Origin of the sequence: Embleya sp. NPDC050154 (assembly GCF_044460165.1) — a bacterium.
Taxonomy (GTDB): domain Bacteria; phylum Actinomycetota; class Actinomycetes; order Streptomycetales; family Streptomycetaceae; genus Embleya.
The window spans coordinates 453,264-478,044 of record NZ_JBITJP010000005.1 but is presented as its reverse complement, the minus strand read 5'-3'; the positions used below and the strand labels follow the sequence as shown (position 1 = coordinate 478,044).

At 70.3% G+C, this 24,781-nt stretch carries 20 protein-coding genes; 3 read left to right on the top strand and 17 right to left on the bottom strand.

The genetic code is table 11. The features are described 5' to 3' along the window. Positions 1-94: 94 nt before the first annotated feature. The gene (locus ACIBSV_RS14110) at positions 95-706 is read right to left on the bottom strand and encodes a hypothetical protein (protein ID WP_395862590.1); all 612 of its coding nucleotides are present in this window, start codon (positions 704-706) and stop codon (positions 95-97) included. 274 nt (positions 707-980) lie between these two features. Here ACIBSV_RS14110 and ACIBSV_RS14105 point away from each other — a divergent pair, with 274 nt between their 5' ends. After that, the gene (locus tag ACIBSV_RS14105; RefSeq protein WP_395862589.1) at positions 981-2,345 is read left to right on the top strand and encodes a tetratricopeptide repeat protein; all 1,365 of its coding nucleotides are present in this window, start codon (positions 981-983) and stop codon (positions 2,343-2,345) included. Between the two features lie 191 nt (positions 2,346-2,536). On the opposite strand, the gene ACIBSV_RS14100 is transcribed toward ACIBSV_RS14105, so the two are convergent. The 16 genes from ACIBSV_RS14100 to uvrA all read right to left on the bottom strand — a co-directional run bounded on the left by ACIBSV_RS14100 (position 2,537) and on the right by uvrA (position 22,954). Further along, positions 2,537-2,824, bottom strand: coding sequence for an RNA polymerase-binding protein RbpA (locus tag ACIBSV_RS14100; protein WP_020553570.1), 288 nt, complete (start codon positions 2,822-2,824; stop codon positions 2,537-2,539). Positions 2,825-3,033: 209 nt separating this feature from the next. Further along, positions 3,034-3,270: a preprotein translocase subunit SecG gene (gene secG, locus ACIBSV_RS14095; RefSeq protein WP_026218871.1), complete on the bottom strand. Its 237-nt coding sequence runs from the start codon at positions 3,268-3,270 to the stop codon at positions 3,034-3,036. A gap of 126 nt (positions 3,271-3,396) precedes the next feature. Continuing rightward, on the bottom strand, positions 3,397-3,750 hold the full coding sequence (locus ACIBSV_RS14090) for a hypothetical protein (protein ID WP_395862587.1): 354 nt from the start codon (positions 3,748-3,750) through the stop codon (positions 3,397-3,399). After that, complete coding sequence (locus ACIBSV_RS14085; RefSeq protein ID WP_395862585.1) at positions 3,747-5,411, bottom strand: hypothetical protein; 1,665 nt, start codon at positions 5,409-5,411, stop codon at positions 3,747-3,749. Before ACIBSV_RS14085 ends, ACIBSV_RS14090 begins: the two co-directional genes overlap by 4 nt. 306 nt (positions 5,412-5,717) lie before the next feature. Then, on the bottom strand, positions 5,718-6,518 hold the full coding sequence (gene tpiA, locus ACIBSV_RS14080; protein ID WP_395862583.1) for a triose-phosphate isomerase: 801 nt from the start codon (positions 6,516-6,518) through the stop codon (positions 5,718-5,720). Between the two features lie 5 nt (positions 6,519-6,523). After that, positions 6,524-7,711, bottom strand: coding sequence for a phosphoglycerate kinase (locus ACIBSV_RS14075; protein WP_395862581.1), 1,188 nt, complete (start codon positions 7,709-7,711; stop codon positions 6,524-6,526). 118 nt (positions 7,712-7,829) lie between these two features. Beyond that, positions 7,830-8,834 (bottom strand): type I glyceraldehyde-3-phosphate dehydrogenase, encoded by a 1,005-nt coding sequence (gene gap / locus ACIBSV_RS14070; RefSeq protein WP_020553576.1) that lies wholly within the window; start codon positions 8,832-8,834, stop codon positions 7,830-7,832. Positions 8,835-9,032: 198 nt separating this feature from the next. After that, positions 9,033-9,602 (bottom strand): hypothetical protein, encoded by a 570-nt coding sequence (locus ACIBSV_RS14065; RefSeq protein WP_395862579.1) that lies wholly within the window; start codon positions 9,600-9,602, stop codon positions 9,033-9,035. A gap of 145 nt (positions 9,603-9,747) precedes the next feature. Beyond that, positions 9,748-12,873 (bottom strand): M14 family zinc carboxypeptidase, encoded by a 3,126-nt coding sequence (locus ACIBSV_RS14060; RefSeq protein ID WP_395862577.1) that lies wholly within the window; start codon positions 12,871-12,873, stop codon positions 9,748-9,750. A gap of 281 nt (positions 12,874-13,154) precedes the next feature. Then, positions 13,155-14,399, bottom strand: coding sequence for a GNAT family N-acetyltransferase (locus ACIBSV_RS14055; RefSeq protein WP_395862576.1), 1,245 nt, complete (start codon positions 14,397-14,399; stop codon positions 13,155-13,157). Between the two features lie 142 nt (positions 14,400-14,541). Next, positions 14,542-15,522, bottom strand: a complete 981-nt coding sequence (gene whiA / locus ACIBSV_RS14050) for a DNA-binding protein WhiA (protein WP_020553580.1) — start codon at positions 15,520-15,522, stop codon at positions 14,542-14,544. Beyond that, positions 15,513-16,478 (bottom strand): uridine diphosphate-N-acetylglucosamine-binding protein YvcK, encoded by a 966-nt coding sequence (gene yvcK, locus ACIBSV_RS14045; RefSeq protein ID WP_395862575.1) that lies wholly within the window; start codon positions 16,476-16,478, stop codon positions 15,513-15,515. The genes whiA and yvcK overlap by 10 nt, the downstream gene beginning before the upstream one ends. Then, entirely contained in the window at positions 16,475-17,368 is an 894-nt protein-coding gene (rapZ, locus tag ACIBSV_RS14040) for an RNase adapter RapZ (RefSeq protein WP_395862574.1), read from the bottom strand. Before rapZ ends, yvcK begins: the two co-directional genes overlap by 4 nt. 24 nt (positions 17,369-17,392) lie before the next feature. Beyond that, a complete protein-coding gene (gene uvrC, locus ACIBSV_RS14035) occupies positions 17,393-19,489 on the bottom strand; it encodes an excinuclease ABC subunit UvrC (RefSeq protein ID WP_395862572.1) in 2,097 nt (698 codons plus the stop codon). Between the two features lie 39 nt (positions 19,490-19,528). Next, entirely contained in the window at positions 19,529-20,005 is a 477-nt protein-coding gene (locus tag ACIBSV_RS14030) for a Rieske (2Fe-2S) protein (protein ID WP_395862571.1), read from the bottom strand. A 102-nt stretch (positions 20,006-20,107) separates the two neighbouring features. Next, positions 20,108-22,954, bottom strand: a complete 2,847-nt coding sequence (uvrA, locus tag ACIBSV_RS14025; RefSeq protein WP_395862570.1) for an excinuclease ABC subunit UvrA — start codon at positions 22,952-22,954, stop codon at positions 20,108-20,110. Positions 22,955-23,316: 362 nt separating this feature from the next. Between uvrA and ACIBSV_RS14020 the strand changes: the two genes are divergently transcribed. Continuing rightward, positions 23,317-24,051, top strand: a complete 735-nt coding sequence (locus ACIBSV_RS14020) for a maleylpyruvate isomerase family mycothiol-dependent enzyme (protein WP_395862569.1) — start codon at positions 23,317-23,319, stop codon at positions 24,049-24,051. Between the two features lie 70 nt (positions 24,052-24,121). Further along, a complete protein-coding gene (locus tag ACIBSV_RS14015) occupies positions 24,122-24,778 on the top strand; it encodes an MBL fold metallo-hydrolase (protein ID WP_395862568.1) in 657 nt (218 codons plus the stop codon). The last annotated feature ends 3 nt before the right edge of the window (positions 24,779-24,781 follow it).

The window sequence follows — 24,781 nt, the reverse complement described above, 5'->3', positions numbered from 1 at the left end:
CCGTGGAGTTCCACGGGTCGATGGTGTCCTCTCGAGGTCGACCCGGGCACGCCCACCCGCCGGCTCCCGCGTCACGATCGCACCCGCGTCCCGCTCAGGAGTGGAAGATCTCCTTGATGTCGGTGATCTCGTTCGCCGCGTTCAGGGTGATGTCGTACGTGCCGTTGGACGAGCACAGGTTGTCGCCGTCGGTCTGGTGGGACAGGCACTTGTCGATGTGCTCCCAGATCTGGCCGATGTACTCCGCCTTCCGCGCCGGCGGGCCGGCGAAGGTGCCGGTGGCCTTCGGGGCGAACAGCAGCGGCGTCTGCTCGGCGCCGACCGGCTCGTAGTGGCCGTCGTTGGGATCGCAGACGAACTTGGTGTTCTTGTAGTACAGCGAGCCCTTGGTGGGCAGCTTGGTCGGATACACGATCTTGTGGCCGGGCTTGGCCGCGGGCGGCGGGCCACAGTCCTCACCCGGTTCGCCGCTCGCCCCGCCCGTCGACGGCTCGGCGGACTTCGGCGCCTGGGTGCGCGCCGGGCCGGAGGCGGTGGGACCGCCGCTGGGCGCGGGTGCCACCACCTGTGCCGTGGCGGCCGGCGTGTCGGCCGCCTTCGGCGTGTCCTTCTTGTCCTTGTCGTCCGCGTCACACGCGACCAGCGCGAGCGCGGCGACCGTCGCGGCGGTGATTCCGCCCCACATCCTGCGAGTCGTCGGATACATCGACCCCCTGTACGCCGGGCGCCGAGCGCCCGCACTTCGATGGAACTCGCACACATTAGCGATCTTGGAATCTCGCCATACGTGAACCAACACGCGTAAGGTAAAGGTAACCTCAAGATAACTACCGACTCTGGTAAAATCGCGCTCGGTGGACATCTCGTCACCACACGGACGAGCCGACCGTGGCCGGATCCGCACCCGTTCGGCCCCGTCGGCGGCCCGCTCGCGATAGCGTCACGCGGAGGTCTTCGGGACCAGAGGCGAGGTGGGACCCGTGCGGTTCGGATGGCTGCGGCGCCATGAGCGTCACCTGGAGGAATACCGGCACCGGCGCGAGCAGGCGTCGCCGTGTCCGGGCCGTGCCACGCCCGAAACCCCGCCCGCCGCGCCCTCCTTCGCCGAATTCGCCCGCCGCGAGGGACACAATCCGGCCGAACCGGAATCGAATCCGCCGGGCGGCACCGGCCCGCCGGCCGAGTCCGACGACGCCGAGGCCACCCGGGCACGGATGCTCACCGAGAAGGCACAGCAACTGACCCGGGCCGGCCGGCACGCGGACGCGGCGGCACCCGCCCGCGCCGCGGTGCGGATGCTGGGGGCGTTGGCCGGCAAGGACCACCACCGGCACGGTCCCGCGCTGGTCGGCGGGTTGCGCGCGTTCGCCGCCGTGCTGGCGGCCGACGGCCGGGCCGAGGACGCGGTCAAGGTGGCCACCAGCGCCACCGAACACGCCCGCCGACTGGCCGCGCTCGACCACCGCGCACACCGCCCGCTGCTCGCGGTGGCGCTGCGCGAACTCGGCGCGCGGCTCGGCGACCACGGCGACGAGTCGGCGGCGCTGGGCGCGCTGCGCGAGTCGGTCCAGGTGTTCCGCACGCTCGCCGCCCAGGCGCCCGAGCGACATCGCGCCGAACTGGCCATGTCACTGGACGAACTCGCCGGTCGACTGGCCGCCACCGGAGGCACCGAGGCCGCGCTAGCCGCGTTCACCGAGGCCGAACGGCTGCTCGGGATCGGCCCCCCGCAGGCCCGCCAGGCCGCCGTACTGCTGCGCCACGCGACCCTGCTCGCCCGGCTCGGCCGAGGTCCCGAGGCGATCGCGCTGGCCACCGACGCGGTCGAGGTCCGCCGGGGCCACGCGGGCGCCGAGCACGCCCCGGCCGGCCGCCGCGAGGACGAACTCGCCGCGTCCCTGCAGAGCCTGGGCCTGCTGCACAGCGCCGGCGGCGCGCACGACGAGGCGGTGGACGCGCTGGAGGAGGCGGTCCGGCTGCGAGCCCGACGGGTCAGGGCCGACCCGGTGCTGGCCCGCCGCCCCGAAGTCCCGGTCACCTACGCGCTGTACGGCATCGTCCTGGTCGCCGCGGGCCGGCCCGCCGACGCCGTCCCACCCCTTGCCGCGGCACTGGGCGTGGGCACCGCGCTGAACCTGGACCGGGTCTCCGACCTGGCCGGTGACACCCTGGTCCGAGCGCATCGCGCCGACCCGGAGGCGGTCCGCAACCGCTGGATCGCGGCCACCGGCGAGGAGTTGCCCGCCTGGATCGAACGCGGCCAACGCCCGCTCCCACAGCAGGCCAACCGCCGCCAGGTGCAGCACCGCCCCGAACCCCGCGAGGCGCTGCCCGTCCACGACTGACCTCGCGCGGCGCCCCTGCGGCCCACGACGAAGGCGCACGACAAAAGAGCCGCCGGGAGCGGCGACGCACCCGAAGGTGTATCGCCGCTCCCGGCGGCTCACCCACGACGGCCTACGGCCGTACGTGTGGGTCGAGACTCACCGACTCCTCGCGACTCGCCGACGTGCCGACTCGTCGAGGCGCGGAAAACTCAGAGCTCGCCGCGCAGCTTCGCCAGTGCCTCGGCGAGGATCGCCTCGCCGTCGGCATCGCTGCGACGCTCGCGCACATAGGCGAGGTGCGTCTTGTAGGGCTCGGTACGCGGGGCGTCCGGCGGGTTGTGCTGGTCCTGCCCGGCGGGCAGGCCGCAGCGGGGGCAGTCCCACGTCTCGGGGACCTGAGCGTCGGTCGCGAAGCTCGGCTGCGTCTCGTGCTTGTTCGCGCACCAGAAAGAAATACGGAGACGTGGGGCTGCTTCGCCGCGCTCTGCCTCCCCCATCGGGCCGGCGCCGACCCGACTCCCACGGATGGCGTTGCCACTTGCCACGGTAAAAACTCCCCTTGGTCCTTGAGGTCGCGCCCCCGTTGCGCGGCTTGGCGTCCAGTGTACGTGCGCCCCGCGCAAGGTTGAACCGAGCGGTGGGCCTTTTCCGACAGTCCGTCAGAAAGGCCACCGCGCGGGTGGAAACAGCGGCCGAACCGGCGCTGTCAGTACGTGTTCTTGAGCAGCAGACCGAGTACGACGATCGTCACGAACCAGCACACACCGACGATGATGGTCATGCGGTCGAGGTTCTTCTCGACGACGGACGAACCGCCGAGCGAGGAGGACATGCCGCCGCCGAACAGGTCGGACAGGCCGCCGCCCTTGCCCTTGTGCAGCAGCACCAACAGCACCATGAGCAGGCTGAAGACGATCAGGGCGATCGAGAAACCGGTGACCACGGCCGGGCCCAACTCCTTCTGGCGGAACGCGGGGGCCGAGGATTCCCGGCCATCGGACAGAGTACGCTGCCGCGCCCCGCATGTGGGAGCCGTGCGCCCCTTCGGCTAATCCGGCGGATCATACTATTACGGTCGACCGGGCTCGGACCCCTCCCCCGGCGACCCGTGCCCTCGGGGCTCCTGCCCGGCATCGCCGGCCGGCTCCGGAGCGGCCGGATCCACGTCGCCGGTGTCCTCGACCTCCACGTCGTGGCCGGTGCCGCCGACCAGCGCACCCGTGCTGGTCAGCGGGTGCCCGGGATCGGTGCCGCGGGACCCGCGCGCGGAGCCGGTACGACGCACCGCGACGCGGTTGTCGCCACCGGCGACGATCGCGCCGGTGTTGGTCACCGGGCCACCCGACAGGCTGATCCCGTCGTTGCCGCGCGGCTCGTCCTCGTTCTCGTCCGGTTCGTCGGCATGCGACGCGGAATCGTTCACGTGGTACCTCCCGGTGTCGATCGTGCGCCCGATCCGGCCGCACCGGAACCCCGTACGGACGCCTGATTGCCCCGCCCGGCGACGATCGCGCCGCTGTTGTTCAGATCACCCGAGACGTGCTGGATGACGCCGTTGTTCAGGACCAGCTCGTTGCGCTGCCGATACTCGGTCACGTCCACGTGCCGGCGCTGGAGGAAGTCCAGCACGAACACGGTGAACTTGCGCTCGATCAGCTTGAGGTACTTCTCCGCGTCCGAGTTCTGGAAGAACGTCGCGTAGTTCGCCGACGCGCCCAACTCTCGCACCGACGCCCGGGCACCCCGGTCCACCGGGAGGTTGCGCGCCGCGCGCTCCTCCGCCGCGCGCAGATTGCCCGACCGGCGCCACCACGAGGCCCACACCCGCATCAGTCGACCCGCCGAGGAGACCATCAGCCCCGGCGCATCCACCAGCGAACGGCCGAACGCGCCCCACAACGTCGCCGCGTCGGCGGTGTGCAGCCACTCGTCGGCCACGTGGTAGTCCGGCCGGATCGGCGGCAGCACCAACTCGTGCAGTTCGGTGTACAGCAGTCGGCCGTCCATGGTGAAGCGGATCAGTACCGAGACCACCACCTCCTGCGACCACGTGCCCACCCGCACGCACAGGTACCGCCGGGTGGCCTCGGCCGGCGGCGGCACCGCGCCGCCGGTCACCCCGCTGCTGAACTCGTGCATCTGCACGTTCAGTCCGGACAACCGGTGCCGGCCCTCCTCGGACCGGGCCAGTTCCTCGAACGACGCGCAGATGGCGCTGGTCAACTCCTCGACGGTGAACGGCGTGAACGCCTTCGTCCCGCCGGACGGGCGCGCCGCCTCCAGCACCGAGGGCTCCGCGCCGCGCAACTCGACCGGGAAGGTCCAGCTCTCCACCAGTTCACCCGCGCCGACGAACGGCAGGTATCCGCTGTAGCGCACCGTGGAGGGAATCGGCGGGCCGGTCGGGAGCGTCCCCACCGAGCCGCCCACCGGCGCGTGCGTCGGGCGCGGCGGCAACACCTCGGCCAGGGCCCCCTGGAGGGTTCCCGGCGGGACCGGCGCCGCGTCGCCGGCCGGTGGCTCGGCCGGCATCCAGGTCCGCCCCGGCCCCAGGTCCGTGACCACGGTGGCCCGCTGCTGCATGCGCTCGATCCACACCACGAACACCACGACCGCGTAGGTGGGCAACACCGTCGCCGCCAGCGTGCCGCCGGACGGGAAGCCGCCCTCCCCGCCCGCGACGTACAACATCAACCCGAACAGCAACGCCGCCACCCAGGACACCTGCGCCGCGGCCCGGGTCCGGAAGTCGCGGACGCCACCGCCGCCGGCGACCCCGGTGCGCACCGTCAGCAGCCCGACGATGACCACGATCGCGAGCCAGAACAAGCCGGGCGCGAACCCGAAGCCGATCAGGAACATCACCGCGGGCACCAGGAACGCGATCACATCGCGCAGGATCCGCCGCCGTCGAGCGGCCAACGCGTGTTCCAGGACCGCCTGTTCGTTGTATCCGTAGGACGGCGCCCGGTCGCGGTGGGCGTTCTCCCACAGTTCCTCGATCACCCGGGCGGCGAACCGCTCGTCGATCTCCGCACCCGTGCACAGATACCGCGTCGCTCCGGTATCCCCTGTTCTGGACATGTCTGGAAATGACACCCGGACCCCCTGGGGTCGGCCGACCGAAACGCCTTGGAGGGGCGACTACCGGCCACTTGGCGATGACTTATGGTCAGGTACCGGTTACGCGAGGGGCAAGCGGATTGGAAATACTTACGTGTGGTTTATGAGGAACGAGCGATTCCGGCCGGCGGCCGGATCGCGGACGGTCCGGCGAACCCGTGCGGACGCCCCGGACGGTCCCGAACAGGCGCCTTGGGACATGGCGGAGGCCCGGAGCGATCTCCCGCTCCGGGCCTCCACCGCGGGTCACCCGCGAGCGCGCGACCGCTAGGCCTTCTGCTCCTGGTAGCGGACGATCTGCGCGAACTCCTCGGCCGCCAGGCAGGCGCCGCCGACCAGGCCGCCGTCCACGTCCGGCTGCGCCATCAGCCCCGCCACGTTGCCGGGCTTCATCGAACCGCCGTACAACACCCGGACCCGGTCCGCGAGTTCCGGCGTGTACAGCTCGGCGAGCTTGCCCCGGATCGCCGAGCACACCTCCTGCGCGTTCTCCGGAGTGGCCACCTCGCCCGTGCCGATCGCCCAGACCGGTTCGTACGCGATCACCACGGACTCGGCCTGCTCGGCCGTGATGCCCTTGAGCGCGCCCTCGACCTGCGCGAGCGTGTGGGCCACGTGCTCGCCCGCCTTGCGCACGTCCAGGCCCTCGCCGACACAGACGATCGGCACCAGGCCGCTGCGGTACGCCGCGTGCGCCTTCGCGTTCACCAGCGCGTCGTCCTCGGCGTGGTACTGCCGCCGCTCGGAGTGCCCGACCAGCGCGTACGTGCAGTTGAGCTTGGCCAGCATCGCGCCGGAGATCTCGCCGGTGTAGGCGCCGCCCACGTGCTGCGAGATGTCCTGCGCGCCGTAGGTGAACCGGAGTTTGTCCGCGTCGACCATGGTCTGCACCGAGCGCAGGTCGGTGAACGGCGGCAGCACCGCGACCTCGACCCGGTCGAAGTCCTTGTCGTTCAGGGTGAAGGCGAGCTTCTGCACCAGGGAGATGGCCTCCAGGTGATTCAGGTTCATCTTCCAGTTGCCCGCCATCAGCGGGGTGCGACCGGAGTTGTTCTTGACGGCAGACATCGGGTTCAGCCCTCCAGGGCTTCGAGGCCGGGCAGGGACTTGCCTTCGAGGTACTCCAGGCTCGCGCCGCCGCCGGTCGAGATGTGACCGAAGGCGTTCTCGTCGAAGCCCAGCGTGCGGACGGCCGCGGCCGAGTCGCCGCCGCCGACCACGGTGAACGCGTCGGAGTCGATCAGGCCCTGCGCCACCGCGCGGGTGCCGTGGCTGTAGGGCTCCATCTCGAACACGCCCATCGGGCCGTTCCAGAAGACCGTCTGCGCGTCCGCGAGCTTGTCCGCGAACAGTTCGCCGGACGCGGGGCCGATGTCCAGACCGAGCCGGTCCGCCGGGATCGCGTCGGCGGACACCACCGCGTGGTCCGCGTCGGCCGCGAACGCGGTGGCCGCGATCACGTCGACCGGCAGCACGAACTCCACGCCGTTCGCCTCGGCCCGCGCGAGGTACTCGCGGACCCGGTCGAGCTGGTCCTTCTCCAGCAGCGACTTGCCCACCTCGTGGCCCTGGGCGGCCAGGAAGGTGAACACCATGCCGCCGCCGACCAGGATCCGGTCCGCCTTGTCCAGCAGGCTGTCGATGACGCCGAGCTTGTCGGACACCTTCGAGCCGCCCAGGATCACCGCGTACGGACGCTGCACGTCGTCGGTGAGCCGCTTGAGCACGTCCAGCTCGGTGGCGATCAGGCCGCCGACCGCGTGCGGCAGTCGGGCCGGCACGTCGTACACCGAGGCGTGCTTGCGGTGCACCGCACCGAAGCCGTCGCCCACGTACACGTCGGCGAGCTCGGCGAGGCGGTCCGCGAAGGCGCCGCGCTCGGCGTCGTCCTTGGCCGTCTCGCCCGGGTTGAAGCGCAGGTTCTCCAGCAGCGCGACCCGGCCGTCGGCGAGCTTGCCGACCGTGGCCTGCGCGCTCTCGCCGACCGTGTCGGTCGCGAACGCCACGTCGGCGCCCAGCAGTTCGCCCAGCCGCCCGGCCACCGGCGCGAGCGAGTACGCGGGCTCGGGAGCGCCCTTGGGCCGACCCAGGTGCGAGCACACGATCACCTTGGCGCCGCGGTCGACCAATGCCTTGATGGTCGGCACGCTCGCCCGGATCCGGCCGTCGTCGGTGATACGTCCGCCGTCGAGCGGGACGTTGAGGTCGGCGCGCACCAGGACGCGCTTACCGGATACGTCGATGTCGTCGATGGTCTTCAAGTTCGACTCGTCCTCGGATGTCGAAGAAACGGGTGGGGTAGCGCAAGAAACGGGCCCGAGTGACGACGTGTCACCCGGGCCCGCATCGTCAAGCGTTATCGGTGCGTGTACCGCACCCTCAGAGCTGACCACCGATGTAGCCGACCAGGTCGACCAGGCGGTTGCTGTAGCCCCACTCGTTGTCGTACCAGCCGACGACCTTGACCTGCTTGCCCTGGGCCATGGTCAGGCCCGAGTCGAAGGTGCACGAGGACGGGTCGGTCACGATGTCCGAGGAGACGATCGGGTCCTCGGTGTAGGTGAGGTAGCCCTTGAGCGAGCCCTCGGCGGCCTTCTGGAAGGCGGCGTTGACCTCGTCGCGGGTCACCTCGCGCTCCAGCTCGACGACCAGGTCGGTGACCGAGCCGGTGGGAACCGGGACGCGCATCGCGATGCCGTCCAGCTTGCCCTTGAGCTCGGGGATGACCAGGGCGGTGGCCTTGGCGGCACCGGTCGAGGTCGGGATGATGTTGGTCGCGGCGGCCCGCGCGCGGCGCAGGTCCGAGTGCGGGAAGTCCAGGATGACCTGGTCGTTCGTGTACGCGTGGACCGTGGTCATCATGCCCTTGACCAGGCCGAAGTTCTCCAGGAGAACCTTGGCCATCGGCGCGACGCAGTTGGTCGTGCAGGAGGCGTTCGAGATGATCGTGTGCGCGGCGGCGTCGTACTTCTCGTGGTTGACGCCCATCACGATCGTGACGTCCTCATTCTTGGCCGGAGCCGAGATGATGACCTTCTTCGCGCCGGCCTCGATGTGCTTCTTGGCCTTCTCGGCGTCCGTGAAGATGCCGGTGGACTCGATCACGATGTCCGCACCCAGCTCGCCCCAGGGCAGCGCGGCCGGGTCACGCTCGGCGATGACCTTGAAGGTCTTGTCGCCGACGGTGATCGCGTCGTCGGTGTAGGTGACTTCCTGGCCGATCCGGCCGAGGATGCTGTCGTACTTCAGCAGGTGGGCCAGGGTCGCGATGTTCGTGAGGTCGTTGACCCCGACGATCTCGAAGTCCGCGCCCGAGGCCAGCGCCGCGCGGAAGAAGTTGCGGCCGATACGGCCGAATCCGTTGATGCCTACCCGGATCGTCACGAACCGATCTCCTCTGTCGAACGCCGAATGCCCTGATGGTGAATGGCCGAGGAGATGGTCAGTGGAATCTGCGATATCCCCGGCCATGTCCGACCCTACCGTGACGCCCCGGGCACCTCCACGCAGGCTTGCTGCACAAGACGCCCGGAGCCGTACGGACCATCACAAAAACGGATCAACGGGCGCTCGATATCGCGGTCACTTCTCGCCGACGGTCTTGGTGATACCGAAGCCGCCGAACAGCGCGAAACCGTAGATCAGCACGTCGAAGAACCCAAGTTCGTCCTTCCACTCCCGAAAGATCTCGTTGCTGAATTCGCGCACTGCGGTGAGCACCGAGATGTCCAGGCTGTCGGCGCCGTCGATGGTGATCTGAGTGAGTTGCCCGAGCGCGACGCCCAGGATCGCCAGTCCGGCACCGACGAACGGCAGCACCGGATCGGCGGCACCGATTCGGCCGAGCACGAACGCGATCAGGGCCGCGACGCCCAGACCGAACCAGTTGCTCTCGATGCCCGCCTTCGCGGTGATCACGCCGTACAGCCCGGCGGCCAGCAGCATCGCGACGACTCCGGCCAAGACGGCCAGGCCCGGCTTTCCCTGCCGGCGCGGCGGCACCGGCGGCGGGCCGCCGTACGGACCGGGACCGAACGGCCCGGGCGGACCCGGCTGTTGCTGCCACTGCCCCTGGCCCGGTTGCGGCCCCCACTGCCCCGGGCCGGGCTGCCCCTGCGGCGGCCCCCAGGGGCCGGGCGCGTTGTTGCTCAAGGTGATTCCCCCCGAATAAAAACTCGCACACGCGGGAACTCGCGTGTGCGCAGAGACGTTAATGGCCCCCGACGGAGGAGTCTCCGCCGGGGGCCATCGTTTGGCTACCGCTTTTCGCCGATCAGCACATCGTGTTCATCGGCTCCTACTTGTACAGCTCCCGCAGGATCCGGTCGACGACCACCTTGCGGTCCTCGGCCGAGGCCAACTGCTCCAGGCCGAAGCCGAAGAGCATGGTGTCGTCGGTGGCGATCACCGACGAACCGAACGCGGCCTGGCTGCGGCTGAAGCCGACGAGCGCGAGGTCACCGGGCGGCGGGCCGGCCAGGGCCCACGGACCCAGACCGGTCTCGAAGCCCTCGGCGTCCACGACGCCGGCGCTGGTGGTGACCTTGGTGTCGTCCACGAACAGGCCGGTGCCACCGGTGTTCGAGTCGCTCACGTACGAGATCGAGACCTCGATCTTCTTGCCCGCGTACGCGGACAGGTCGAACGCGACCGGCTTCCAGCCACCCGAGTTGCCGGTGAAGGAGTTCCACGCGCCGGTGGTGCCGGTGCTCAGGCACTTCGGGGTGGTCACCGTCAGGTAGTGCCGCAACTGCGTGTGGGTCCGGACGAAGTCGCCACCCTCACAGGAGGTGGGCGGCCTGGTGCTGGTCGCGCCGTTGAGGTCTGGCAGCGTCGTCCAGTCGTCGGCGCCGACCGTGTGGGCCTCCACGATCGCGTGGTCCCACTCGCGCTCGGTGTCGTACGAGAACTGCGCGGTGAGCTTCGCCGCGTCCGCCGCCGACACCCCGGTGAGGTCGATCGTGCGGGTCAGTCGCTTGTACGCGTTGTCCGAGTGCAGGCCGTTGATGTACCACGAGCCCTCGGCCGGCGAGTACGGCCCGGACGTGTTGCCCGAGTAGGTCGCCACCGAACGGCTGTCGAACATCGGGAACTGCTCCGGCGTCAGGATCGCGCTGGTGGGCAGGAAGCCGCCCGCCTCGTTCAGCGGGTTGCTCGCCGTGCCCGGCAGCGGCTTGTCGACACCCTGCAGCGGCGGGGCCGAACCGACCACGCCGGTGGCGCCGTTGGTCGCCGACCGGTCGTACGCGCCCAGCCAGTACTGGCTGAAGTCGTCCGAGACGATCAGACAGTCGCCGGCCGCGTCGGCGGTGACCTTGCAGGGCTGGTCGGGGTGCCCGTTCAGGCCGTAGTAGATGCCGCCGCCCGCCGCGCTGCGCAGGGGACCGTAGTAGGCCGCGGTCTCGCCGAGGAAGGCCAGCTTGCCGCCCTCGTTGAGGAAGTCGCGCACGTTGATGGTCACGTCCTGGACCACCGGGGTGACCTGGGCGTCCTGGACCGGCTCACCGAAGAAGTCGGTGTTCTCCCGGGCCGCGTCCTGGGTCAGTCGGTTGTCGCCGAGGTACCAGAACACCCCCTTGAAGTGCGAGAGCACGCCGAGGTGATGCGGTGCGCCGAGCTTGTCGACGTCGTACACCGCCGCCTTGATGCCGTTGGCCGCCAGCGCGTCCACGTACTGCCGGGCGTACTTGGGGCCGACCGTGTTCGGCGGGTAGGTCGGGTTGACGCCCTTGTAGTCCTCGTTGGCCAGGACCAGCGTCTCGGTCTTCTCGGCGATGCCGCTCTCCACCGTGAAGGTGAAGCGATCGCTCTCCACCTTGCCGGTGCCGGCCTTGTCGCCGGTGAACCACACCTCGATCCGGTCACCGGTACGCACGTTCTTGATGTCGCCGCGGTACTCGGCGTAGTAGTCCGAGCCCTGCTCGCCGTACCGCTTGCCGCCCTTCCACTCCTTGACGCCCGCGGTCTTGGTCGGGCCGCCGTTGACGCGGTAGTTGAGCTTGCGGTTGGTCAGCGCACGCTTGGCGATCACCGCGACGGTCTGGTCGTCGTGGTCCTCGGCGTAGGAGTGCGCGAACCGGTCGGCCACCAGGTCGGGGGCCTTGCGCCCGACCGAGGAGATCGGGTCGTCCGGGTCCTTGGCCGACTTGGCGATCGAGAGCGCGAACGCCTGGTTCTTGGCGTACTCCATCCCGACCAGCGTCTCGTCGTTCGGGAAGCTGAAGATGCTGCCGCAGTTCTCCACCGTGTACGGGTCGTCCGGCAGGTAACCGGCGGCCGTGGCGCACGTGGACATCTCCGGGGTGAACGACAGCGTCTTGTACGCCTCGTTCATCTGCCCGTCGGTGTCGCCGTTGGTGGTGTACAACTCCGCCGACAGGTCCGGGTCGAAGTCCGGGACCGCCGGGTGCTCGTCGTCGCCGGCGAGCGCGATCATGATCTCGTCGTCGGGGCTGGGTGTGGCCACCTGCGAGCCGACGCCGTACAGGATCAACTGCGCGGCGGAGTGGTAGTTGACCACGAACTCCGCCTTGATGCGCTTGGCGAAGTTCTGGATGGCCTGGGTCTCCGGCTCGGAGGCCGGAGCGGTGCCCCGGTAGGTCTCGTTCAGCGGGTCGGGCGAGGAACCCTCGTTGTCGTAACCCCACTTGTAGTCGAAGTTGCGGTTGAGGTCGACGCCGTCGCCGGCGGTGATCACACCGTCGCCGTTGTTGTCGCGCAGGTTCTTGCGCCACAGCCGCTGGCCGGTCTGGAAGGTCCAGTCGTAGCCGTCGGGGTTGGCCGAGAGCACGAACCACAGCTCGTTCTCCGAGACCAGCTTGGTGGCCTCGTCGTCCGTGCCGTAGCCGTCCACGTAGTGGTGCAGGAGCCGGCGGGTCATCTCCGGCGTGATCCACTCACGCGCGTGCTGGTTGGACATGTACAGCACGCCGGGCTTGGATCCGTCCGCGCTGGTCCGGACGTTCTTGGTCACCTTGACCGCGAGGATGTCCTGGCCGAGCACGGTCTTGCCGATGCTGACGGTCTTGGCGATGTCGGGGTGGTCCTTGGCGATCTGGACCAGCTCCGCGCCGAGGCCGCCGGGGCCGCTGTACTTGCGGAAGACGCCCGCCGCGGCGGGCGCGGCCTGCCGGTTCTGGACCTGGGACTTCGCCTCCAGGGCAATGCCGGCGGCACGCAGCTTGGCGGCCTGGGCATCCCCCAGGACCACGTCCAGCTTGGCCTTGCCGTCGGCTGCCTTGGTCACCTGGGTCTCGTGTCGGTCCACGCCGAGGTCGAAGATCTGCTTCAACTGCGCGGCGTCGGCCGTGACGGAATAGGACTGCGGACCGCTGTCGCCCGCCGGAGGAAGTTTCGCTTCCGGCGGCGCACTGGTCACTTCGGGATAGGAGACCGGTTTGTCGGCGGGTGCCGCGGTACTCACCGGCGCTGCGGTCAACAGACCGAGCGCCAGTGAGAGCGCCGCGATTCCCGTCGTTCCGATCCGGACTCGTGTGGTGGTGCCCCTGGAACGATGACGCCTCATCGACCCCCCAGTCGTGTGGTCGGCGTGCATAGGGACGGCGCGAAATCACGACCTAAGGGACGGAACGTGACTCCTGCGCCCGGGTGTTGCGCATGCTACGGCAACTACCGTGTGGTACACGAGACCTGACGGACGGTCATATTCGGTCGAAGCTACGCGCTTTCTAACCCGCATTGTGGTCAGAACCAGTCGGGGCACCACGGCTCGCGCGGCGTCCGCAACAGGGCCTCGGCACGCTCGGCCGCACCGGGCGTGCGCTCGGATATGCGGTCGGCGACGGCGAGCCGTACCGGCGACCCCGAACCCAGGTACAGCGCGCCCAGCGTCGAGGCGTCCAGGACCAGGTCGGCCGGGTCGCCGGTGGGTACACATCGCGCGTCCTCGGCCGCGCCGTCGATCGCGAACCGACCCGCGGCGTAGCCCATGTCGTCGCGCACCTCGACCACGAGCCGGTCGCGGGCGCCGTACGTGCGGGCCGAGAACGCGGCGGGCACGTCCAGGATCCGCGCCCACACGAAGTCACGGCGCGACTGCGTGGTGATCGCCCGCGGGTCCCGCACCAGCATCGGCAACAACTCGTCGGGACTGCGGTCGGGGCCCTCGATGCGCTCGACGTAGTCGACGCTCGCACAGAACCGCCACAGCGCGATCTCCGCCGCCGGGGTGAGCGCGAGCAGCGAGTCCACGGTCAGCGTGACCTTGGGTACGAACTCGTCCCAGTGGTCGTCGGTGCGATAGCTCACCAGTCCGGCGACCTTGCCGGAGGGATCGCGGTACACCGCGTGGAAGCGCGGCGGCACCGGGTTCATCGGCAACGAGACCAGACCGGTGTACATCTTCCACCACAGCGGGGTGCGGCCGATCGCGCCGGGCCGCAGCGGGCGGAACTCCTCGTGCAGCGGCGGACCCAGCTCTGCCACCTCCTCGGCGGAGACCAGCTCGATCCGGGCGCCGGGCTCCACCGGCGCGTCCGGCACGAAGTCGGTGCGCACCGCGTCCAGGGTCAGCTTCTGGTACTCGGTGGCCGCTCCGAAGCCGAACCGGCCGTAGATCCGGTACTCGGCGGCGATCAGGATGGCCAGCGCCTCGCCGCGCGCGGCGGAGTCCGCCAGGTCCAGGCCCATCATCTCGGTGAGCAGGCCTCGGCGGCGGTGCGTCGGCGAGACGGTGACGTTGGTGATCGCCGAGACCGGCACGATCGCGCCGCCGGGCACGGTCAGACCGGTGGCGAAGCTACGGAAGGTACCGACACAGCGTCCGCCGTCGAAGGCGCCGCGCGTACGGGCGAAGTCGGCCCGCTCGCGCCAGTGCTCGATCCGCTTCTCCCGAGTCTCCTTGGCATCGTCGGGAACCCGGAGAAAACCGATGCCGACGGCGTCGGTCCAGGGGATGATCTCGTCCTCGCCGATCGTGCGGATGTCCACTGCGGTGGTTCCTTCCTCGCGTGTGCGGCCTCCCTCCGACTACGGACGAAGGCGCCGACCCGGAGACCCTACGTCTCGCGGTTCGACGCCTTCGAGTGGTTTTCGGGTGCGCCGGTCCACATCCGGGCCGGTCGGGACCGGATCAGGACACGAGTATGTCCACCGACAGGCCCGCGTCGGTGCCGGGCATGCCCAACTCGCCCGCGCGCTTGTCGGCCATCGCGAGCAACCGACGGATGCGACCCGCGACCGCGTCCTTGGTCAGCGGCGGCTCGGCCAGCCCGCCGAGCTCCTCCAGGGACGCCTGCTTGTGGTCCAGCCGCAGCTTGCCGGCCGCGGCCAGGTGCTCCGGGACCTCCTCGCCGAGGATCTCCAGGGCCCGCTGTACGCGCGCGCCCGCCGCGACGGCCGCGCGGGCCGAGCGGCGCAGGTTCGCGTCGTCGAAGTTGGCCAGCCGGTTCGCGGTGGCCCGCACCTCGCGGCGCATCCGCCGCTCCTCCCAGGCCAGCACGCTCTCGTGCGCGCCGAGCCGGGTGAGCAGCGCGCCGATCGCGTCGCCGTCGCGGACCACCACGCGGTCCACGCCGCGCACCTCGCGCGACTTGGCCGCCAGGCCCAGCCGACGGGCCGCGCCGACCAGCGCGAGGGCCGCCTCCGAGCCGGGGCAGGTCACCTCCAGGGCCGAGGAACGGCCGGGTTCGGTCAGCGAGCCGTGTGCCAGGAACGCGCCCCGCCAGGCGGCCTCCGCGTCACAGGTCGCGCCGGAGACGACCTGGGGCGGGAGACCCCGCACCGGGCGCCCGCGCGCGTCCAGCAAGCCGGTCTGCCTGGCGAGCTGGTCGCCGCCGACGGCGACCCGGACCACGTAGCGGCTGCCCCGCCGCAGCCCGCCGGGGGCCACCACCACCAGGTCCGAGCTGTGCCCGTAGACCTCCAGGATGTCCTTGCGCAGGCGGCGCGCGGCCATCGCCGTGTCCAACTCCGCCTCGATGACGATCCGCCCGCCCACGATGTGCAGTCCGCCCGCGAAGCGCAAGAGCGCGGAGACCTCCGCCTTGCGACAGCACGACCGGGTGACCGGGAGGCGGCTGAGCTCGTCCTTCACTGCTGCCGTCATCGCCATGGAGCGATCCTTTCACGATCGACGAAGATCCGGCCGTAGGCTGCGGCCAACCGTTCGGGGTCGTGTCGCGGGGAGCCGTCGACCGCCGAAACGGGGGCCAAGTGGACGTGTCCACCGAGCGCCGCCGTGGCCCGTTCCAGGCCCGGTACGTCCTCCACACGGTCGCGGTCGCCGAGGACGATGTCAAAGGTCAGTCCCGGCGCGTGCGCGGCCAGTACCTCCAGGTGCTGCTGCGGCGAGAAGCCCGCCGTCTCACCCGGCTGCGGGGCCAGATTCAGCGCCAGCAGCCGTCTGGCCTTGGTCTCCACCAGGGCCGTCGCCAACTCGGGAACGAGCAGGTGGGGCAATACCGAGGTGAACCAGGAACCGGGCCCGACAACCACCCAATCGGCGTCACGAACCGCCGCGACCGCCTCCGGCACGGCGGGCGGATCGCCCGGCAGCAGCCGGATCCCGCGCACGTCGCCCGGGGTCACCGCGACCTGCGCCTGCCCGCGCACCACCGACACCTCGTCCGGCCGGGCCGGGTCGTGCCCGGCCACGTCCGCCTCGATGTCCAGCGGGACCGCCGACATCGGCAACACCCGCCCGTGCGCGCCGAGCAGCCGCCCCATCCAGTCCAGCGCCGCGATCGGGTCGTCCATCAGTTCCCACAGGCCGACCAGGAGCAGGTTGCCGACCGCGTGTCCGTTCAGCTCGCCCTCGCGGCGGAACCGGTGCTGGATGACCCGGCTCCAGGTCACCCCCCACTCGTCGTCGCCGCACAGCGCGGCCAGCGCCATCCGCAGATCGCCGGGCGGCAACACGCCCAGGTCCTTGCGCAGCCGCCCGCTGGAGCCGCCGTCGTCGGCGACCGTGACGATCGCCGTCAGGTCGTCGGTGAGCCGGCGCAGTGCCGCCAGCGAGGCCGAGAGCCCGTGTCCGCCGCCCAAGGCGACCACCTTGGGGCCGCTCATTCCCTGCCCATGTCGCGGTGCACGAGCACGGTGTCCAGACCGTCCTCGGTGAGCCGGCGGGCCAGTCGCTCCGCCATCGCCACGCTGCGGTGCTTGCCGCCGGTGCAACCCACCGCGAGCGTCACATAGCGCTTGCCCTCGCGGCGGTAGCCCTCGGTGACGATGTGCAGCAGCTCGGCGTAGCGGTCCAGGAACTCCTTGGCACCGGTCTGGTCGAACACGTAGCGGCTGACCGCCTCGTCCATGCCGGTGTGCGGACGCAGCTCCGGAATCCAGTGCGGGTTGGGCAGGAAGCGGCAGTCGACCACCAGGTCGGCGTCCACCGGCAGGCCGTACTTGAAGCCGAAGGACATCACGGTGGCCCGCAACTGCGGCTCCCCGGACCCGGCGAACCGGTCGTCCATCCGCGCGCGCAACTGGTGCACGTTGAGGTCGGACGTGTCGATCACCAGGTCGGCCTCGCCGCGCAGCTCGCGCAGCAGTTCGCGCTCGCGGGTGATGCCGTCCGGGATCCGCCCGTCGCCCTGGAGCGGGTGCGGCCGGCGCACGCCCTCGAAACGACGCACCAGGACGTCGTCGGAGGCCTCCAGGAAGACGATCCGCCGCACCACACCGGCCGCCTCCAACTCGCTCAGCGCCGAGCGCAGGTCGTCGAAGAAGGTACGACCGCGCACGTCCACGACGACCGCTATCCGCGCGACCGCACCCTGGGTACGGGCCCCGAGGTCGACCATCGCCGGGATCAGCGACGGCGGCAGGTTGTCCACCACGAACCAGCCGAGGTCCTCCATGCCCTTGGCGGCGGTACTGCGACCGGCACCCGACATGCCGGAGATGATCACCAGCTCCGGAGTGCCCTCGACCTCTGCGTTCGTGATCTCGGTACTCATGCGTCCCCCCGGTGCGTGCCGCACCTACGGCTGGGCGAGTTCAACGCTTCCTCCTGCTGTTTCCTGCCTCGGGGGTACAACCGGGACCGCCTCATCGGCTTCGACAACCTCATCCACCGCAACAACGGCGTCGTCTTCAATGATCTCGCCCGTCGCGGTGTTCACCGCCGGCGCCGCGGGCGCCCGCGCGGCGAGCGACGCCACGATCGCCGCCGCGGTGGCGCGGCCGATCCCGGGCACCTCGGTGATCTGCTCGATGGTCGCCGTGCGCAGCCGCTTGAGCGAGCCGAAGTGCGCGAGCACCGCCTTGCGACGGGTCTCGCCCAGCCCCGGGATGTCGTCGAGCGCGCTCGCCGTCATCGCCTTGGACCGCTTGGAGCGGTGATAGGTGATCGCGAAGCGGTGCGCCTCGTCGCGGATGCGCTGGAGCATCAGCAACGCCTCGCCGCTGCTGCGCGGGAGCACGACCGGGTCGTCCTCGCCGGGCACCCAGACCTCTTCGAGCCGCTTGGCCAGCCCGCACACGGTGACGTCGACCACGCCGGCCTCCTCCAGGGCCCGCACGGCGGCGGCGACCTGGGGCTGACCGCCGTCGACCACGATCAACTGCGGTGGGTAGGCGAACCGCTTGGGCTTGCCGGTCTCCGGATCGATCGGACCGGTGTTCTCCGCGTCGTCCGCGCCGTCCACGCCGCCGTCGGCCGCGTCCGTGGCCGCGTCGCGCGCGAGGTCGGACCGGTACCGCCGGAACCGCCTGGTGAGCACCTCGTGCATCGCCCTCGGGTCGTCCTGCCCCTCGAACGACTTGATCGCGAAGCGCCGGTACTCGCTCTTGCGCGGCAGACCGTCCTCGAAGACCACCATCGAGGCGACCACCTCGGTGCCCTGCAGGTGCGAGATGTCGAAGCACTCGATGCGCAGCGGCGCGGTGTCCATCTCCAGCGCCTCGGCCAATTGTTGGAGCGCGAGCGAACGCGCGGTCAGGTCGCCGGCCCGGCGCAGCTTGTGCAGGTTCAGCGCCTGCGCGGCGTTGCGCTGCACGGTCTCCTGAAGCGACTTCTTGTCGCCGCGCTGCGGCACCCGCAGCTCCACCTTGGCGCCGCGCAACTCGCACAACCACTGGGTCAGCGCCTCGGTGTCCGCGGGCAGCGCGGGCACCAGCACCTCGCGCGGCACCGCCTCGCCGCGTTGTTCGCCGTAGAGCTGCTGGAGGAAGTGTTCGACCAGGTCGGCGGTGTCCACGTCCTCGACCCGCTCGGTGACCCAGCCGCGCTGACCGCGCACCCGGCCGCCGCGCACGTGGAAGATCTGGACGGCGACCTCGAGTTCGTCCTCGGCCAGCGCGATCACATCCGCGTCGGTGCCGTCGCCGAAGACGATCGCGTTCTTCTCCAGCGCCCGGGTCAACGCCGTTATGTCGTCCCGCAGCCGGGCCGCCTTCTCGTACTCCATCGCCTGCGCGGCCCGCTTCATCTCCCGCTCGACGCGCTTGATGTAGGGGCCGGTGCGGCCGGCCATGAACTCGCAGAAGTCCTCGGCGAGCGCGCGGTGGTCCTGCGCGGAGATCTTGCCGGTGCACGGCGCCGCGCACTTGCCGATGTAGCCGAGCAGGCACGGCCGGCCGGTGCGGTGGGCGTTCTTGAACACGCCGGCCGAGCAGGTACGCACCGGGAACACCCGCAGCAGCAGGTCGAGCGTCTCGCGGATGGCCCACGCGTGCCCGTACGGGCCGAAGTAGCGCACGCCCTTGCGATGCGGACCGCGCATCACCTGCGCTCGGGGGAACTCCTCATTGAGGGTCACCGCGAGCGAGGGGTAGCTCTTGTCGTCGCGGTACTTGACGTTGAACCGCGGGTCGAACTCCTTGATCCAGGAGTACTCCAGTTGGAGTGCCTCGACCTCGGTGCCGACCACGGTCCAGTCCACCGCCGCGGCGGTGGTGACCATGCTCTGGGTGCGCGGGTGCAGGTTGGCCAGGTCCTGGAAGTAGGACGAGAGCCGGGCACGCAGGTTCTTCGCCTTGCCGACGTAGACCACGCGCCCGTGCTCGTCGCTGAACCGGTACACACCGGGCGACGTCGGGATCTGGCCGGGAGCGGGCCGGTACGACGACGGGTCCATTTCTCCACCCTATGTGCTGGCTCCAACAGATTTTCGCGGTCAACCCACGACGATCTCACCGTTCGCGACCGCGACCGGCAGCGGCGTCAGGCCGCGCCTGGCGGGCCGGCGAACGACGGAGCCGTCGTTCATCGAGAACTGGCTGCCGTGGCACTGGCACTGGATGACACCCTGGTCGACCTTGGTGACCAGACACCCCTGGTGCGGACAACGGGCGTCGAACGCCTTGTAATCGTCCTTGGCGGGCTGGGTGACCACGATCGAGGTGTCGGTGTACACCTTGCCCTTGCCGACCGCCACGTCCTCGGACCGACCCACCGTGACCGGTCCGTCCAGCAGCTTCTTCTCGTGCGGCGACGCGGCCTGGTTGTCCGCGGTGCACGCGCTCAGGCCGAGCCCGGCGGCGCCGACCGCGCCGACCACCGCGGCCCCCCGCAGCAGCGTGCGCCGGTCCGGTCCGTGATCGCCCCGCGGGTCGGTCGCGGTCTCGGTCCGGGGCTGCTGCTGCGCGGTCATGCGGGATCTCCTTGTGAACGGTGACGCCGGTGGCGTGGCCCGGACGGGCCACGCCACCGTGAGGCCGGTCAATCCTCGCACCCGGCCCGGATGCCACTCACGTCACCGTCGGTCGTACAGCACGTCCTGGAGGAACTTGCCGGTGTGGCTGCCGGCCACCTCGGCGACCTCCTCGGGCGTGCCCTCGGCGACGATCAGGCCGCCGCCGCTGCCCCCCTCGGGCCCCAGGTCGACCACCCAGTCGGCGGTCTTGATCACGTCGAGGTTGTGCTCGATCACGATCACCGTGTTGCCCTTGTCGACCAGGCTGGTCAGCACGCCCAGCAGCCGGCGGATGTCCTCGAAGTGCAGACCCGTGGTCGGCTCGTCGAGCACGTACACCGTCTTGCCGGTGGAGCGGCGCTGCAGTTCGGAGGCGAGCTTGACCCGCTGTGCCTCGCCGCCGGAGAGCGTGGTCGCGGGCTGGCCGAGCCGCACATAGCCCAGGCCGACGTCGTTGAGCGTGCGCAGGTGCCGGGCGATCGCGGGGACCGCCTCGAAGAAGGCCAGGCCCTCCTCGATCGGCATGTCGAGCACCTCGGAGATGTTCTTGCCCTTGAAGTGCACCTCGAGCGTCTCGCGGTTGTAGCGCGCGCCGTGGCAGACCTCGCACGGCACGTAGACGTCCGGCAGGAAGTTCATCTCGATCTTGATGGTGCCGTCGCCCGAGCAGTTCTCGCAGCGACCGCCCTTGACGTTGAACGAGAACCGGCCCGGCAGGTAGCCGCGCACCTTGGCCTCGGTGGTCTCCGCGAACAACTTGCGCACGTGGTCGAACACACCGGTGTAGGTGGCCGGGTTCGAGCGCGGGGTGCGCCCGATCGGGCCCTGGTCCACGTGGACGACCTTGTCCACCAGGTCGGTCCCGGTGATCCGGGTGTGCCGGCCCGGCACCAGTCGCGCGCCGTTGAGCTCGCGGGCCAGGTGGGTGTACAGGATGTCGTTGACCAGGGTCGACTTGCCCGAGCCGGACACGCCGGTGATCGCGGTGAACACACCCAGCGGGAACGCCACGCTGACGTCCTGGAGGTTGTTCTCCCGGGCGCCGTGCACCACCAGTCGGCGCTTGGTGTCGGGCACCCGGCGCTCGGTGGGGGTGGGGATGGACTTGCGGCCGGAGAGGTAGTCGCCGGTGGCCGAGCGCTTGTTCTTGAGCAGTTCCTTGTAGCTGCCCGAGTGCACCACCTCACCACCGTGCTCGCCCGCGCCGGGACCGATGTCCACGACCCAGTCGGCGATCCGGATGGTGTCCTCGTCGTGCTCGACCACGATCAGCGTGTTGCCCATGTCGCGCAGCCGGACCAGGGTCTCGATCAACCGGTGGTTGTCCCGCTGGTGCAGGCCGATGGACGGCTCGTCGAGCACGTACAGCACGCCGACCAGGCCGGAGCCGATCTGGGTGGCGAGTCGGATGCGCTGCGCCTCGCCACCGGACAGGGTGCCCGCGGCCCGACTCAGCGAGAGGTAGTCCAGGCCGACGTCGACCAGGAACCTCAGCCGCTCGTTGACCTCCTTGAGCACCCGCTCGGCGATCTTCTTCTCCCGCGCCACCAGCTTGATCCGGCCGAGGAACTCGGCGCAGTCGCTGATCGACATCGACGCGACGTCGGCGATCGACTTGTCCGCGATGGTCACCGCGAGCACGATCGGCTTGAGCCGGGCGCCGTGACACGTGGCACACGGCACCTCGCGCATGAAGCCCTCGAAGCGCTCGCGACTGGTGTCGGTCTCCGCCTCGGAGTGCCGACGCACGATGTAGGGCAGCGCGCCCTCGAAGGACGTGTAGTACGAGCGCTCGCGGCCGTACCGGTTCTTGTACTTGACGTGGATCTGCGTCTTGTGGCCGTTGAGCAGCGCCTTCTTGGCCCGCTGCGGCAGACCGTCCCAGGCGATGTCGGTCCGGAAGCCCATCTCGGCCGCGAGCGCGGAGACCAGCCGGCCGAAGTACTCCGACGCGTGTCCGCTCGACCACGGTGCGAGCGCGCCCTCGTCCAGCGACTTCTGCCCGTCGGGCACCACCAGCTCGGGGTCGACCTCCATCCGGGTGCCGATGCCGGTGCAGTCGGGGCACGCGCCGAACGGCGAGTTGAAGGAGAACGAGCGCGGTTCCAGCTCCTCGAACGACAGGTCGTCGTACGGGCAGTACAGGTGCTCGGAGAACATCCGCTCGCGGTGCGCGTCGTCCTCGGGCAGGTCGACGAAGTCCAGGATGACCATGCCGGAGCCGAGCGAGAGCGCGGTCTCCACCGAGTCGGTCAGCCGGCGCTTGGCCGAGGACTTGACGGTCAGGCGGTCGATGACCACCTCGATGGTGTGCTTCTCCTGCTTCTTGAGCTTGGGCGGGTCGGTGAGCTGGATCACCGCGCCGTCCACCCTCGCCCGGCTGTAGCCCTTGGACTGGAGCTCGGCGAACAGGTCGACGAACTCGCCCTTGCGCTCGCGCACGATCGGCGAGAGCACCTGGAAGCGGGTGCCCTCCTCGAGCTCCAGCACCCGGTCGACCACCTGCTGCGGGCTCTGCCGGGCGATCGGGCGGGAGCACTGCGGACAGTGCGGATGGCCGATTCGGGCGTAGAGCAGGCGCAGGTAGTCGTAGACCTCGGTGATCGTGCCGACCGTGGAGCGTGGGTTGCGGTTCGTCGACTTCTGGTCGATCGAGACCGCGGGCGACAGGCCCTCGATGAAGTCGACGTCGGGCTTGTCCATCTGCCCGAGGAACTGGCGCGCGTAGGACGACAGCGACTCGACGTAGCGGCGCTGTCCCTCCGCGAAGATCGTGTCGAACGCGAGCGAGGACTTGCCCGAGCCGGACAGCCCGGTGAAGACGATGAGCGCGTCGCGCGGAAGGTCGAGGGAGACGTCCTTGAGGTTGTGCTCGCGCGCGCCACGGACGATGAGACGGTCGGCCACTTGAGAATCGAAACCCTTCGACGACATGCCGCTGCGGCTGGATGGTGTCGGATCGGTACGCGTCGACGCGCGGAACGAGGTCGACAGTGCGGATCGCGGCGGTGTTCGAGCAGTGTCGGACCAGTGCTCGATGATGTACCTCGCGCCATCGTAAGCAGCCCGGGGCAGGTTTTTGTTCCCTTTGGGCCGCCAGGCTATCGCACATTCATTCGAACAAAACTTCTTGCGGCCACTCTTCACTCGATCGTGTGAAACACAGGCCCGGGGGTCCGCGCCACTAAGGTGAGACCCCAAGACCTCGTCGCTCCGGGACCCGTCTCGTCCCGCAGGTCGGCGGCGAGGCCGATCCGGGGGAGGTATGCGTGACCACGGACGGGTTCGATCCCGCCGCACTGCTCGCGGAGATCAACGACGCGACCGCGCAGGTATTGGCGACCGCGGAACGGCTGACGCCCGAGCACCTGGCCGGGCCGTCGTTGCTGCCCGGGTGGACCAGAGGCCACGTGCTGACCCACCTCGCGCGCAACGCGGACGCCCTGACCAACCTGCTGAACTGGGCCCGCACCGGGATCCCGACCCCGATGTACCCGCCCGGTGACGCCCGCGACCGGGCCATCGCGGAGGGCGCCGGGCGGCCCGCCCAGGAGCTGCTCACCGACCTGTACGACGCGTCCGGCCGGTTCACCCAGGCGTTCACCGCGATGACGCCGACCGCGTGGGGCGCCAAGGTCACCGCGCGCAACGCGGGCGAGATCGCCGCCACGACGCTGCCCGCGAAGCGGCTGCGCGAGCTGTACATCCACCATGTCGATCTGGACGCGGGCTGGACGCCGGCGCACTGGCCGACCGAGTACACCGAGCGCGAGCTGAACGAGGTCGCGGCCTCCTTCCGCGGCCGCCCGGACTGCCCGCCGCTGCTGCTGCGCGACGACATCACCCACCGCGAACTGCGCATCGGCCCGGAGGGCGTGGCTCCGGCCGCCGTGGTCTCCGGCCGCCGGCAGTCGCTGCTCGCGTGGCTGATCGGCCGCACCAACGGCGACGGGTTGATCGTCGAGCCGTTCGGTCGACTGCCACCGCTGCCCGCGTGGATGTAGCGGGTGGTTCCGGTCGGCGAGGGCGCCGGTCGGTAGCCGGGAGGGCGCGCGGACGGGGAGGATGGCCTACATGACGTATCACGGATCCGTGAAGGTCGGCGGCGCCCCGGCCGTGCGCGAGCTGGCCAATCTGATGATCACCAAGGTGGCCGTCGGGCCCTACGACAACGACGCCTACCTGCTTCGCTGCCGCGCCACCGATCGGCAGTTGCTGATCGACGCGGCCAACGACGCGAGCACGCTGATCACCCTGGTGGGCGACGGCGGCCTGGCGAAGGTGGTCACCACCCATCGGCACCAGGACCACTGGCAGGCACTCGCCGAGGTGGTCGCGCACACCGGCGCGACCACCGTGGCCGGGCGCGCCGACGCCGAGGCCATCCCGGTGCCCACCGACGTGCTCGTGGACGACGGCGACACGATCGCCTTCGGCGCGATCGAACTGCGGGCCATCCACCTGGTGGGCCACACCGAGGGCAGCGTGGCGCTGTTGTACGACGACCCCAAGGGCCACCCGCACCTGTTCACCGGCGACTGCCTGTTCCCGGGCGGGGTGGGCAACACCTTCGGCGACCCCGCCGCGTTCGACCGGCTGATCGACGACGTCGAGCACAAGCTCTTCGACCGGCTCCCGGACGAGACCTGGGTCTACCCGGGCCACGGCAACGACACCACGCTGGGCGCCGAGCGCCCGAGCCTGACCGAGTGGCGCGAGCGCCGCTGGTGATCC

What these genes read in the sequence shown, in the direction of transcription:
- ACIBSV_RS14110 (WP_395862590.1), bottom strand. Translation starts at nt 706, where the DNA reads ATGTATCCGACGACTCGCAGGATGTGGGGCGGAATCACCGCCGCGACG.
- ACIBSV_RS14100 (WP_020553570.1), bottom strand. Translation starts at nt 2,824, where the DNA reads ATGGGGGAGGCAGAGCGCGGCGAAGCAGCCCCACGTCTCCGTATTTCT.
- ACIBSV_RS14085 (WP_395862585.1), bottom strand. Translation starts at nt 5,411, where the DNA reads ATGTCCAGAACAGGGGATACCGGAGCGACGCGGTATCTGTGCACGGGT.
- tpiA (WP_395862583.1), bottom strand. Translation starts at nt 6,518, where the DNA reads ATGTCTGCCGTCAAGAACAACTCCGGTCGCACCCCGCTGATGGCGGGC.
- whiA (WP_020553580.1), bottom strand. Translation starts at nt 15,522, where the DNA reads ATGGCGATGACGGCAGCAGTGAAGGACGAGCTCAGCCGCCTCCCGGTC.
- yvcK (WP_395862575.1), bottom strand. Translation starts at nt 16,478, where the DNA reads ATGAGCGGCCCCAAGGTGGTCGCCTTGGGCGGCGGACACGGGCTCTCG.
- rapZ (WP_395862574.1), bottom strand. Translation starts at nt 17,368, where the DNA reads ATGAGTACCGAGATCACGAACGCAGAGGTCGAGGGCACTCCGGAGCTG.
- uvrC (WP_395862572.1), bottom strand. Translation starts at nt 19,489, where the DNA reads ATGGACCCGTCGTCGTACCGGCCCGCTCCCGGCCAGATCCCGACGTCG.
- ACIBSV_RS14030 (WP_395862571.1), bottom strand. Translation starts at nt 20,005, where the DNA reads ATGACCGCGCAGCAGCAGCCCCGGACCGAGACCGCGACCGACCCGCGG.
- ACIBSV_RS14015 (WP_395862568.1), top strand. Translation starts at nt 24,122, where the DNA reads ATGACGTATCACGGATCCGTGAAGGTCGGCGGCGCCCCGGCCGTGCGC.